At 76.2% G+C, this 12306-nt stretch carries 12 protein-coding genes; all 12 read left to right on the plus strand.

What is annotated here, in order from left to right:
* Window positions 1-27 precede the first annotated feature (27 nt).
* The 12 genes from pyrF (at window position 28) to ACMXGY_RS10495 (ending at window position 12219) form a co-directional block, all read left to right on the plus strand.
* Window positions 28-861, plus strand: a complete 834-nt coding sequence (pyrF, locus tag ACMXGY_RS10440) for an orotidine-5'-phosphate decarboxylase (protein WP_483776842.1) — start codon at window positions 28-30, stop codon at window positions 859-861.
* A gap of 111 nt (window positions 862-972) precedes the next feature.
* Window positions 973-1824 carry a tyrosine-protein phosphatase gene (locus ACMXGY_RS10445; protein WP_483772934.1) on the plus strand — a complete coding sequence of 284 codons (852 nt, stop codon included), beginning with the start codon at window positions 973-975 and terminating at the stop codon, window positions 1822-1824.
* Window positions 1825-2059: 235 nt separating this feature from the next.
* Window positions 2060-2371 (plus strand): integration host factor, actinobacterial type, encoded by a 312-nt coding sequence (mihF, locus tag ACMXGY_RS10450; RefSeq protein WP_454043961.1) that lies wholly within the window; start codon window positions 2060-2062, stop codon window positions 2369-2371.
* On the plus strand, window positions 2364-3011 hold the full coding sequence (gene gmk / locus ACMXGY_RS10455) for a guanylate kinase (protein WP_483772935.1): 648 nt from the start codon (window positions 2364-2366) through the stop codon (window positions 3009-3011). The genes mihF and gmk overlap by 8 nt, the downstream gene beginning before the upstream one ends.
* Window positions 3012-3164: 153 nt before the next feature.
* Window positions 3165-3446: a DNA-directed RNA polymerase subunit omega gene (gene rpoZ, locus ACMXGY_RS10460; RefSeq protein WP_483772936.1), complete on the plus strand. Its 282-nt coding sequence runs from the start codon at window positions 3165-3167 to the stop codon at window positions 3444-3446.
* Between the two features lie 92 nt (window positions 3447-3538).
* Window positions 3539-4777, plus strand: a complete 1239-nt coding sequence (coaBC, locus tag ACMXGY_RS10465) for a bifunctional phosphopantothenoylcysteine decarboxylase/phosphopantothenate--cysteine ligase CoaBC (RefSeq protein WP_483772937.1) — start codon at window positions 3539-3541, stop codon at window positions 4775-4777.
* A gap of 63 nt (window positions 4778-4840) precedes the next feature.
* Complete coding sequence (gene metK / locus ACMXGY_RS10470) at window positions 4841-6049, plus strand: methionine adenosyltransferase (RefSeq protein WP_483772938.1); 1209 nt, start codon at window positions 4841-4843, stop codon at window positions 6047-6049.
* 88 nt (window positions 6050-6137) lie between these two features.
* Window positions 6138-8498 (plus strand): primosomal protein N' family DNA-binding protein, encoded by a 2361-nt coding sequence (locus ACMXGY_RS10475; RefSeq protein ID WP_483772939.1) that lies wholly within the window; start codon window positions 6138-6140, stop codon window positions 8496-8498.
* Window positions 8495-9166, plus strand: coding sequence for an HAD family hydrolase (locus ACMXGY_RS10480; protein WP_483772940.1), 672 nt, complete (start codon window positions 8495-8497; stop codon window positions 9164-9166). Before ACMXGY_RS10475 ends, ACMXGY_RS10480 begins: the two co-directional genes overlap by 4 nt.
* Before the next feature lie 90 nt (window positions 9167-9256).
* Entirely contained in the window at window positions 9257-9634 is a 378-nt protein-coding gene (locus tag ACMXGY_RS10485; RefSeq protein WP_483772941.1) for a hypothetical protein, read from the plus strand.
* A 66-nt stretch (window positions 9635-9700) separates the two neighbouring features.
* Window positions 9701-10654: a methionyl-tRNA formyltransferase gene (gene fmt / locus ACMXGY_RS10490; protein ID WP_483772942.1), complete on the plus strand. Its 954-nt coding sequence runs from the start codon at window positions 9701-9703 to the stop codon at window positions 10652-10654.
* Window positions 10651-12219, plus strand: a complete 1569-nt coding sequence (locus ACMXGY_RS10495; protein ID WP_483772943.1) for an RsmB/NOP family class I SAM-dependent RNA methyltransferase — start codon at window positions 10651-10653, stop codon at window positions 12217-12219. The genes fmt and ACMXGY_RS10495 overlap by 4 nt, the downstream gene beginning before the upstream one ends.
* Window positions 12220-12306: the final 87 nt, after the last annotated feature.

Genomic DNA, 12306 nt, shown 5'->3' on the forward strand with positions numbered 1-12306 from the left:
GCGTTCGGCGCGCGCCTCGCGGCGGCGATGGACGACCACGGGCCGCTGTGCGTCGGCATCGACCCGCACCCCGAGCTGCTCGCCGACTGGGGCCTGCCCGACGACGCGAGCGGGCTGCGCGACTTCGGCCTGCGCGTCGTGGAGGCGGTCGGCGGGCGCGTCGCGGCCGTCAAGCCGCAGTCCGCGTTCTTCGAGCGCCACGGGTCGCGCGGGGTCGCGGCGCTCGAGGACGTCCTGGCCGCCGCGCGCGCCGCGGGCACGCTCGTCGTCATGGACGCCAAGCGCGGCGACATCGGCTCGACGATGTCCGCGTACGCGGAGGCGTACCTGCGCGACGGCTCGCCGCTCGCGGCGGACGCGCTCACCGTGTCTCCGTACCTCGGGTTCGGCTCGCTGCGTCCGGCCGTCGACCTCGCCCTGGGCACGGGGCGCGGGCTGTTCGTGCTGTGCCTGACCTCGAACAAGGAGGGTCAGGAGGTGCAGCACGCGCGGCGCGGCGCGGGGGCGGGCACCGAGACGGTGGCCGCGCAGGTCGCGCGCGAGGCGGCGCTGCTCAACGCGCCCGCCGTCGAGGCCGGTGACGCGCTCGGGTCCGTCGGGCTCGTCGTCGGCGCGACGATCGGCGACGCGGCGGCCCGCACCGGGACGGACCTCACCGCGGTGCGGGGCCCGCTCCTCGCGCCCGGCGTGGGCGCCCAGGGCGCGGGTGCGGCCGAGCTCGCCGCCGTGTTCGGTGCCGCGCGTCGCCAGGTGCTCGCGTCCTCCTCGCGCGGGGTGCTGCGCGCCGGACCGGACGTCGCCGCGCTCCGGGACGCCGCACGTGCGGCGACCGACGACGCGGCCCACGCCCTGCGGGGCTGACCCGCTACCGACGGGCCGGTGCGCCTCTGCGCACCGGCCCGTCGTGCGCGCTCGGTCCGGCATCCGTGCGCTGACCTGCGCCGACCCGCGCTGACCTGCGAGACTGCCTCCATGAGCTCCCCCGATGCGACCTCGCCGGCCCCGTCCGCACCCGCTCGGATCGACGCGGCGACGGCGGTCCCCGGCGCGCTCGACGTGCCCGGCACGTGGAACGCGCGGGACGTCGGTGGCCGCGCCGTGCCCGTCGGGCACTCCGACCCCCTGCGCACGGGCGTCCTGCTGCGCACGGCGAGCCTGTCGCGGCTGACGCCGCAGGGGCAGTCGGCGCTCGCCGACCTGGGCGTGACGACAGTGCTGGACCTGCGCGGGCAGGACGAGCTCGAGCGCGACGGCGCGGACGTCGTCCCGGGCACCGCACGCGTCCTGCGGCGCGGTATGGACCCGGCGCGGGGCCTGAGCGACGGCGGTGGCTCGGCGGACCCCGCCGCCCTGGTGGCCGGGCTCCTCACCGCGGACGACCCGGCCGCGGTCGCGCGCCGCATGATGCTCGGGGTGTACTCGACGTTCGTCACCGACCCGGGCATCCGTGCGACGGTCGGGCGGGTCCTGGCCGACGTCGCGTCGTCGGACGGTGCCGCCGTCGTGCACTGCTCGGCCGGCAAGGACCGCACGGGCTGGGTGGTAGCCCTCGTCCAGCACGTGGCGGGCGTCTCCGACGACGACCGCACGGCCGAGTACCTCGCGAGCGCGGCGGCCGCGGACGGGCTGGCGGCGGTGATCCCGCCCGTCCCGGGTCTGTCCCCGGAGGCGCTGGCACCGCTCCTCACGGTCGAGCCCGACTACCTTGCGAGCGCGTGGGAGCTGGCGGCGCGCGAGCACGGGAGCGTGGACGGGTACCTCGCGGCGTGCGGGGTCACGGCCGAGGTGCGCGACGCGCTCGTCGCGCGCCTCGTCGGCCGGTGACCTGGACCCTTGCCGGGCCCACCCACCGTCCTCCGTGCGGGCGCCGTCGCGGGCGGGCGCGTGCGACGCGCCCTGCCTTGTCGTTGCCGGAACGGGTGAGGCTCGCTACGTTCGAGGGGTCGGCTGCGCGCGTCGGCGCAGGTCGCCCGGGGGTTTCGTCCCGTTCGGGTCACCTGTGCGGGTGCTCGGGCCGGCTGCATGGGCCCATCCGCCTGACGAGGAGTAGGTGACTTGCGTGGCACTTCCACCCCTGACCCCAGAACAGCGCGCGGCGGCGCTCGAGAAGGCCGCGGAGGCGCGCCGGGTGCGCGCCGAGGTGAAGAACCGCCTCAAGTACTCCCAGGGCTCGTTGAAGGAGGTCATCGAGCGCGGGCAGACGGACGACATGATCGGCAAGCTCAAGGTCGTCGCGTTGCTCGAGTCCCTCCCCGGCGTGGGTAAGGTGAAGGCTCGGGCGATCATGGAGGAGATCGGGATCGCCGAGACACGTCGTGTCCGCGGCCTCGGTCCCCACCAGTCCGCGGCGCTCATCGAGAGGTTTGGCTGACATTTCCACGCACCCGTCCGTCGTCCCCAGCCCCGCCCGCCTGACCGTCCTGGCGGGTCCGACCGCCGTCGGGAAGGGCACCGTGTCCGCCGACATCCGGGCCCGGTACCCGGAGGTCTGGCTGTCCGTCTCCGCGACGACGCGGGACCCGCGACCGGGGGAGGAGGACGGCGTCCACTACCTGTTCGTCGGGACGGACGAGTTCGCCCGCATGGTCGCGGACCGCGAGCTGCTCGAGTGGGCCGTGGTGCACGGGCGCAACAGCTACGGCACGCCCCGCCGGGCGGTGGAGGAGAAGCTCGCGGCGGGCGTGCCGGCGCTCCTGGAGATCGACCTGCAGGGCGCGCGCCAGGTGCGCGCGTCGATGCCCGAGGCGCGGTTCGTGTTCCTCGCGCCGCCGAGCTGGGACGAGCTCGTGCGTCGTCTGGTGGGGCGTGGCACGGAGGACGAGGAGGAGCGCGAGCGTCGGCTCACGACGGCGCGCGTCGAGCTCGCGGCCGAGGCGGAGTTCGACCACGTCATCGTCAACGACGAGGTGCACCGCGCGACGGACGAGCTCGTGCGCGTCATGGGGCTCGAGCCGCGACCGGTCCCGACGGGTCTCACCCCGGACCCCGCGGCTGCCGGCCGCAGCGAGTAGACTGTCCTGCGGTGCCCGCGCGCGGGCGCGCTCGCGCCGGGTCCACTCGCCCGGCCCGCGGTCCTCGTACCGCCCGGAGCTCGGCCCGCACCGCCACCGCCACCGACCAGCTGCAGCGGCCCGCTGCAGACCCTTGAACCCACGGAGCGAACTGTGTCCGGAACCGTCGCCGCCCCCGAGGGCATCACCGACCCGCCGATCGACGAGCTGCTCGGCCACGTCGACTCGAAGTACGCGCTCGTCATCTACTCGGCGAAGCGTGCGCGGCAGATCAACGCGTACTACTCGCAGCTCAGCGAGGGCCTGCTCGAGAACGTCGGCCCGCTGCTGGAGACGCGCAACCAGGAGAAGCCGCTGTCGATCGCGATGCGCGAGATCAGCGCGGGCCTCCTCACGATCGAGTCGGTGGAGCCGCCCGAGGGCACCGAGGCCTGAGCCCGTACGCCGCGCGCCTCCGCCACGGAGGGCGCGGCGTTCGTGCGTCCGGAGCGTTCGCGGGTCGTTCGACGAGAGGACAGGGTGAGCGCATGAGGATCGTGCTCGGGGTGAGCGGCGGCGTCGCGGCGTACAAGGCGGTGCTGCTGCTGCGTCTGCTGCGCGAGCAGGGGCACCGGGTGCGCGTCGTGCCCACGGCCTCTGCGCTGCGGTTCGTCGGCGCGCCGACCTGGGAGGCGCTGTCAGGCGAGCCTGCGACCGACCAGGTGTTCGAGGACGTCGAGCACGTCCCGCACGTGGCGCTCGGCCAGGGCGCGGACCTCGTGGTCGTCGCACCGGCGACGGCGGACCTGCTGTCGCGCGCGGCGACCGGCCGCGCGGACGACCTGCTCACCTCCACGCTGCTCACGGCGCGGTGCCCGGTCGTCATGGCGCCTGCGATGCACACGGAGATGTGGGAGCACCCGGCGACGGTCGCGAACGTCGCGACGCTGCGCGCGCGTGGCGTGCACGTCATCGAGCCGGCCTCGGGTCGGCTCACGGGGGCGGACACCGGGCCCGGCCGTCTGCCGGAGCCGGACGAGATCGCGCGCGTCGCGCTCGAGGTCGTGTCCGGCGCGACGGCGGAGGTCGGCCAGGATCTCGCGGGACGCCGGGTCGTCGTGTCGGCGGGCGGGACGCGCGAGCCGATCGACCCCGTGCGGTTCATCGGGAACCGGTCGAGCGGGCGCCAGGGCGTGGCCCTCGCCCAGGCGGCGCGGGCGCGCGGCGCGCACGTCACCCTCGTGGCGGCGAACCTCGCGGCGGACGTCGTCCCGGGTGACGTCGACGAGGTGGTCGCCGTCGAGTCGACCGCCCAGCTGCGCGACGCGGTGCGCGCGGCCGCGGCGACGGCCGACGTCGTCGTGATGGCGGCCGCGGTCGCGGACTTCCGCCCCGTGCACGCGCCCGACGCGAAGATCAAGAAGGTGCCCGGTCGCGCGCCCGAGCCGATCGCGCTCGTGGAGAACCCGGACGTGCTCGCCGAGCTCGCGCACGACAGGCTGCGCCCGGGCCAGGTCGTCGTCGGGTTCGCCGCCGAGACGGGAGACGCGACGGGCGGCGTGCTCGAGCACGGGCGCGCGAAGGCGCGTCGCAAGGGCGCCGACCTGCTCGTGGTCAACGCGGTGGGCGAGGGCCGGGGCTTCGGGGCCGAGGTCAACGAGGTGACCGTCGTCGACGGCGCGGGCGACGTCGTCGCGAGCGCGAGCGGGACCAAGCGTGAGGTCGCCGACGCGGTGTGGGACGTCGTGGTGAAGCTGGGCGCCCCTGCCGGCGGCGCCACCTCGTGACGTCGGCCTCGTCTCGCTGGACGGATGGTCGCGACCACGCTTCGGGACAGTAGGCTGTCGGCCATGGCCGAGCTGCGACTGTTCACGTCCGAGTCCGTCACCGAGGGGCACCCGGACAAGGTCTGCGACCAGATCTCCGACTCCATCCTCGACGCGCTCCTGGCCCAGGACCCGACGTCGCGCGTCGCCGTGGAGACCATGGTCACCACGGGCCTCGTGCACGTCGCGGGCGAGGTGACGACCGACGCGTACGTCGAGATCCCGCAGATCGTGCGCGACGTCGTGCGGCGCATCGGCTACACGTCCTCGGCGATCGGCTTCGACGCCGACTCGTGCGGCGTGTCGGTCTCCATCGGCCAGCAGTCGCCGGACATCGCCCAGGGCGTCGACAAGAGCCTCGAGGAGCGCGACGACGCCGACGCCCCCGGCGCGGCGCACGACCCGCTCGACGCCCAGGGCGCGGGCGACCAGGGCCTGATGTTCGGCTACGCGAGCGACGACACGCCCAGCCTCATGCCGCTGCCGGTGTGGCTCGCGCACCGGCTCGCGGAGCGACTCGCACTGGTCCGGAAGGACGGGAGCGTCCCGGGCCTGCGCCCGGACGGCAAGACGCAGGTGACCATCGGGTACGACGGCGATCGCGCCGTGAGCCTGGACACGGTGGTGCTCTCGACGCAGCACGACCCGGACGTGCTGCAGGAGAAGCTGCAGCGGCTGGTCGCGGACGACGTGGTGTCCCCGGTGCTCGAGGCCGCGGGTCTGGATCTCGACACGAGCGCGACACGTCTGTTCGTCAACCCGACGGGAACGTTCGTCATCGGCGGCCCGCGCGGCGACGCCGGCCTGACGGGCCGCAAGATCATCGTCGACACGTACGGCGGCATGGCCCGTCACGGCGGTGGCGCCTTCTCGGGCAAGGACCCGTCGAAGGTGGACCGCTCCGCGGCGTACGCGACGCGCTGGGTCGCGAAGAACGTCGTCGCGGCGGGGCTCGCGCGCCGGTGCGAGGTCCAGGTCGCGTACGCGATCGGCAAGGCGCACCCCGTGGGCCTGTACGTCGAGACGTTCGGCACCGAGACGGTCCCGGTGGAGCGCATCACCGTCGCGATCCGCGAGGTGTTCGACCTGCGCCCTGCGGCGATCATCCGGGACCTCGACCTGCTGCGTCCCATCTACGCACCGACCGCCGCCTACGGGCACTTCGGCCGCGAGCACGAGGGCTTCACGTGGGAGCGCACCGACCGCGTCGCCGACCTGCAGTCGCAGGTGTGACCCGGGCGCTGCCGAGACCGTCGAGAGCGCCCCACCCGGACCATGGCGCGAGGGTCGTCGTGAGGGCGGCGCGTGGTTCGATAGCGCCGTGAGCGAGCAGGACGACACGACGGTGGCGGTGCAGGACACCCTGCCCGGCGTCGTGCCCGCACGGCGTGAGCGGCGCCCCGCACCGCCCGCGTCGCTCCAGGTCGCGACCGACCAGCCGGTGGCCCGGCTCGTCCTCGACCTCTCGCCGCCGCACCTGGACCGGGCGTTCGACTACCTCGTGCCCGCACCGATGTCCGACGACGCGCGCCCCGGCGCGCGCGTCAAGGTGCGGTTCGCCGGGCGCGACGTCGACGGGTACGTGCTGGAGCGGCTCGACCGCTCCGACCACGACGGGCGCCTCCTGCCGCTGCGCCGCGTTGTCTCGCCAGAGCCGGTGCTGTCGCCCGCGGTGGCGCGCCTCGCGCGCGCCGTCGCCGACCACTACGCCGGCACCCTGTCGGACGTGCTGCGCCTCGCCGTCCCGCCGCGGCACGCGCGCGTCGAGCAGTCCCTCGCCGCGGCGGTCGCCGACCGGGGCGTGCCGGGCGACGCGGTGCCCGACGTGGTGCCCGACGGGGGCGCCGAGGCTGCCACCGACGACGTCGGGGAGCCGGCGGCCGTCGGAGCACCCCCGGTGGCCCGTCGTCCCTCGGCCTGGGCGCCGTACCGGGCGGGTGCCGCGTTCCTGTCGCACGTCGCGGGCGGCGGTGCGCCGCGCGCCGTGTGGACCGCGCTGCCCGGTCTCGTGGACGACCCCGCGGGCCCCGGCCCGGGCCACCGCACGGACTCCCGCGATACCGGAGCAGAGGCGTCGACCCGCTCGGGGACGGACGGGCGCTCGTCCGCCCGCAGACCCCGGCGTGGCGCGGAACCGCCACCGGTCACGCACTGGGCGGCGGCGGTCGCGGAGGCGGTGCGGGCGGCGCGCTCGGGCGGGCGGGGCGCGCTCGTCGTCGTGCCCGACGCCCGGGACGTGGAGCAGGTCTGCGCGGCGCTCGCGGACGCGGGCCTGGAGGCGTGGGACCAGGTGACCGGCGGCGACGTCGTGCGCCTGACCGCGGACGAGGGTCCCACCCCCCGGTACCGCGCGTTCCTCGCGGTGCTGCACGGGAGCGCGCGCGTCGTCGTCGGGACGCGGGCCGCGGCCTTCGCCCCGGTCGTCGACCTGGGCCTCGTCGTGTGCTGGAACGACGGTGAGGGCACGCTCGCCGAGCCGCGCGCGCCCTACCCGCACGCGCGGGAGGTCCTGGCGCTGCGCAGCGAGCACGAGGAGGCGGCGTTCCTGGTGGGGTCGCACGGACGCACGGTCGCGGCGCAGGCCCTCGTCGCGCGCGGCTGGGCGCACGAGCTCGCCGCTCCCCGCGACGTGGTGCGCGCACGTGCTCCGCGCGTGCGCGCCCTGACCTCGGTCGAGCTGGCGGCCGAGGGTCCCGGCGCAGCGGCGCGCATCCCGACGGCGGCGTGGCGAGCGGCGCGCGCCGCGCTCGAGCACGGCCCCGTCCTGGTCCAGGTCCCGCGCTCGGGTTACGTGCCCGTCGTGGCGTGCGGACGCTGCCGCACGCCGGCGCGCTGCACCGCGTGCCACGGCCCGCTGTCCCTGACCGGTCCCGGGGCGACCCCGCAGTGCGCGTGGTGCGGGGCGCTCGCGGGCGGCTGGTCGTGCCCGGAGTGCCACTGGACCGGCCTGCGCTCGGTGCGGGTCGGGTCGCAGCGCACGGCGGAGGAGCTGGGGCGTGCGTTCCCCGGTGTCCCGGTGCTCGTCTCCGGGGCGGCCGCCGCCGGGGGCGTGCTCGCGGCGGTGTCGTCGCGGCCCGCGCTCGTGGTGGCGACGCCGGGCGCCGAGCCGGTCGCTGGCGGCGGGTACGTCGCGGCGCTGCTGCTCGACGCGGCGGTCAGCACCGCGCACGTGGGGCTCGACGTCGCGCAGGACGCCCTCGCGCGCTGGCTCGCCGCGGCCGCGCTCGTGCGGTCCGCGACCGCCGGTGGACAGGTCCTTCTCGTCGGCGACGCGGCACCGGCGCCGACGAATGCGCTCGTGCGCTGGGACCCCGCGGGGCTCGCGAGCCGGGAGCTCGACGAGCGCGCCGAGCTCGCGCTCCCGCCGGCGGTCCGCGTGGCGGCGGTGACGGGGGAGCGGGCCGCGGTCGCCGCGGTGCTCGACCGTGTCGCGCTCGCAGGTCCCGACACCGTGCTGGGTCCCGTCGAGGTCCCGGCCGCGCCGTCGTCGCGGGCGGGGCGTGGATCGTCGGGGGCGCCGCCGTCGCCGGGCGACACGCCACCGGTGCGCGCCGTGGTGCGCGTCCCGGTGCGCGACGGCCGCCGCCTCGCCCGTGAGCTCGCCGCGTCCGTGGCCGTCCGCTCGGCACGCCGCGAGCCGGGAGCCGTCCGTGTCGAGCTCGACCCCAAGGAGATCCTGTGACGTACCACCCGCCCGCGAACCTCACCGGCGACCCTTCCACCGGCGGTGAGGCCGAACGCCTGATCGACGCCGTGCTGTACGACTTCGGGAACGTGCTGGTCGGGTGGGACCCCTACGGCGCGTACGCGGGGCTCGACCGCGGCGTCGTCGACGCGTTCTTCGCCGACGTGGACTTCCGCGCCCTCAACCACGAGCGCGACGCCGGCGGCACGTGGGCGCAGGCGCGCGAGCTCGTCAGCGCGTCGCACCCGCACCACGTCGAGCTCCTCGAGCGGTACGTCGAGCACTTCGCGTCGACCCTGACCGGGCCGGTGGAGGGTTCCGCAGAGCTCGTGCAGGAGCTGCGCGACCTCGGCCTGCGCCTGTACGGGCTCACGAACTGGTCCGCCGAGCTGTACCCGCACGCGGCCCACGCCGCGCCGGCGACGACCCTCATGGACGACGTCCTCGTCTCCGGACGGGAGGGCCTCGCCAAGCCGGACCCCGCGATCTTCGCGCTCGCGATCGACCGGTTCGGCCTCGACCCTGCCCGCACGCTGTTCACCGACGACAGCCCGGCGAACGTCGATGCCGCCGCGAGGCTCGGCCTGCGCACGCACCTGTTCGACGGAACACCCGGTCTGCGCGCGGCGCTGCGGGACCTGGGCGTGCCCGTCCCGTCGTCCTGACGCCTCCGAGCACTTCGCCGCCCCGGGTCCGCGGACGCACCCGCACTCCCGTCGTGCGGCCGTGGCGGGTGGTCTTGGTTGACTGGCGGGATGAAGCGGGCGTGGCTCGTCGGTACCGTCCGCCTCGTGGCGGCCGCGGTCTGCGTCGTGGCACTCGCCGGGTGTGGTGACGGCTCCTCGTCGCGGACCGGCACCTGGTACGTCGCGTCGGGCGCCGACCCCTCGAGCCACGTGCTGCCGATCGTGGTGGAGTACGGACCCTCCTGCGAGGAGTACGCCGGCGTCGACGTGACGGAGAGCGACGAGTCGGTGGAGATCACGGTGCGGCTGGTGGTCCACGAGATCGACGACGGGTCGGCCTGCCCGGAGTCCCGGGTGATGCGCACGATCGACGTCCGGCTCGACGACCCGCTCGGTGGCCGAGCCGTGGGCGGACCGGGGCACGCGGGGACCCCTGCCCAGGGGTAGCACCACGACCCGGTCGACCGGGACCGGGCGCGGGGCGGACCGACGTCGCCGCCTAGACTCGGGCCCATGCGCCTGCTGTTCGCCGGGACCCCGGATACCGCGGTCCCGTCCCTCGACGCCCTCATCGCCTCCCGTCACGACGTCGTCGCCGTCCTCACACGCGCGGACGCCCCGGCGGGCCGGGGACGGCGCCTGACCCCCAGCCCGGTGCGCGTGCGCGCCGAGGAGGCGGGCATACCCGTCGTGACCGACCGGCCCCGCGGCGAGGAGTTCCTCGCGCGCCTCGCCGCGCTGGACGTCGACGCCGCGCCCGTCGTCGCGTACGGGGAGATCCTGCGCCCCGACGTGCTCGCGGTGCCGCGGCACGGCTGGGTCAACCTGCACTTCTCCGTCCTGCCCGCCTGGCGCGGGGCCGCACCCGTGCAGCGCGCGATCATCGCCGGGGACGAGGTCACCGGTGCCACGACGTTCCTCATCGAGCAGGGCCTGGACTCGGGCCCGACCCTGGGAACCACGACCGAGACCATCCGCCCGCGCGACACCGCCGGTGACCTCCTCGGCCGGCTCGCCGTCTCCGGGGCGGACCTCCTCGTCGCGACGCTCGACGCGCTCGAGGACGGCACGCTGCGCCCGCAGCCCCAGCCCGCGGACGGCGTCTCGCACGCCGCGAAGCTCACTCCTGCCGACGCCGAGGTGCGCTGGGACCACCCGGCGCTCGCGGTCGACCGGCTGGTGCGGGGCTGCACGCCAGCCCCCGGGGCCTGGACCGTCGTGACCGGACCCGACGGCGGCCCTGCTCGCCTCGGGCTCGGACCCGTCGTCCCGCGCCCCGACGTCGTCGACCTCGCCCCCGGCCAGGTCCGTGCCGGAAAGAAGGAGGTCCTCGTCGGCACCGCGACGCACGCCGTGCAGCTCGGGGACGTCGCGCCCGTCGGCAAGAAGCACATGCCCGCGGCCGACTGGGCGCGCGGCGCCCGGCTCGCCGAGGACCTCGTGCTCGGGACGGGAGCGGCAGCATGAGCGACGACCGCCCCACGGGAGGCCGCTCGGACCGGGGTTCGAACGGACGTTCGAACCCCGACCGGCGCGACGCCCGCGGGCGCCAGCGCGGCGCCGCCCGGTCGCGCGGGGAGGCCACCCGCAGCTCCGTCGCCCCCTCCCAGCGTCGCAAGGGCACCGACCCCGCCCGCACCGTCGCGTTCGACGTCCTGCGCCAGGTCGACGGCTCCGACGCCTACGCGAACCTCGTCCTGCCACCCCTCCTGCGCGAACGCGGCATCCGCGGCCGCGACGCCGGGTTCGCGACCGAGCTCGCCTACGGCACCCTGCGCCTGCGCGGACGCTACGACGCGATCCTCGCGCGCTGCCTCGACCGACCCCTCGACCGCCTCGACGCCCCCGTGCTCGACCTCCTGCGCCTCGGGGCCCACCAGCTCCTCGGCATGCGCGTCCCGCAGCACGCCGCCGTCTCCGAGACCGTCGGCCTCGCCCGCGAACGCACCGGCGCCGGCAGCGCCCAGCTCGTCAACGCGGTCCTGCGCCGCGTCGGCCGCACCCCCCTCGACGAGTGGCTCACCACCCTCACCCACGACGCCCCGGACCCCCTCGCGGCGCTCGCGGCCACCCAGAGCCACCCCGTGTGGATCGCGCGAGCGCTCCGTGACGCCCTCGCCGGCAACGGACGCCCCGTCACCGAGCTCGACGCGCTCCTCGCCGCCGACAACGACGCCCCGCGCGTCACGCTCGTCGCCCGTCCCGGCCTGGCCGACCCGGCCGAGCTGTCGGGCGGTGACGACCGCCTCGAGCCCACCCGCTGGGCGCCCACCGCGCTGCGCCTCGAGGGCGGCGACCCCGCCTCCTTCGGAGCCGTGCGCGACGGCCGGGCCGGAGTCCAGGACGAGGGCAGCCAGCTCGTCGCCCTCGCCCTCGCCGCCGCGCCCCTCGCGCCCTCGTCCGACGACGCACCGGACGTCTCGGACGCGCGCTGGCTCGACCTGTGCGCCGGCCCCGGCGGGAAGGCCGCGCTCCTCGGGGCGCTCGCGGCCGAGCGCGGCGCGCGGCTGGTCGCGAACGAGGTGCAGCCCCACCGCGCGCGCCTCGTCGAGAAGGCGCTCGCCGCCGTCCCGGCCGGCGCTGTGGAGGCGGTCCGCACGGGCGACGGGCGCGCCGTCGGGCAGGACGAGCCTGGCGCGTACGACCGCGTGCTCCTCGACGCGCCGTGCACCGGGCTCGGTGCGCTCCGCCGCCGGCCCGAGTCGCGCTGGCGGCGCACGCCCGCGGACCTCGCGACCCTCACCGGGCTCCAGCGCGAGCTCCTGGACTCGGCGCTCGACGCCGTCCGGCCCGGGGGAGTGGTCGGCTACGTCACGTGCTCGCCACACCTCGCCGAGACCCAGGTCGTCGTCTCCGACGTCCTGCGCCGGCGAGACGACGTCGAGGTGCTCGACGCGCCGGCCGTCGTGCGCGACGTCGTGCGACCGGATGCGCGCGACTCGATCGAGCTCGGTGACCGCCACGACGTGCAGCTGTGGCCTCACGTCCACGGCACCGACGCGATGCACCTCACGCTCCTCCGGCGCGTCTGACCAGGCAAACCGGAGTTTGTCAGAATATCCGGCAACGATCTGTGTCATGATAGTCGGGCATCTGCTGACATCAGATCGGGGGAGACG

It is taken from the genome of Cellulosimicrobium sp. G4 BAM 1002 (assembly GCF_057126935.1).

Bases quoted from the DNA above. Each gene is read 5' to 3' on its own strand.
- pyrF (WP_483776842.1), top strand. From the start codon at position 28: ATGGACGACCACGGGCCGCTGTGCGTCGGCATCGACCCGCACCCCGAG.
- ACMXGY_RS10445 (WP_483772934.1), top strand. From the start codon at position 973: ATGAGCTCCCCCGATGCGACCTCGCCGGCCCCGTCCGCACCCGCTCGG.
- coaBC (WP_483772937.1), top strand. From the start codon at position 3,539: ATGAGGATCGTGCTCGGGGTGAGCGGCGGCGTCGCGGCGTACAAGGCG.
- metK (WP_483772938.1), top strand. From the start codon at position 4,841: ATGGCCGAGCTGCGACTGTTCACGTCCGAGTCCGTCACCGAGGGGCAC.
- ACMXGY_RS10485 (WP_483772941.1), top strand. From the start codon at position 9,257: ATGAAGCGGGCGTGGCTCGTCGGTACCGTCCGCCTCGTGGCGGCCGCG.
- fmt (WP_483772942.1), top strand. From the start codon at position 9,701: ATGCGCCTGCTGTTCGCCGGGACCCCGGATACCGCGGTCCCGTCCCTC.
- ACMXGY_RS10495 (WP_483772943.1), top strand. From the start codon at position 10,651: ATGAGCGACGACCGCCCCACGGGAGGCCGCTCGGACCGGGGTTCGAAC.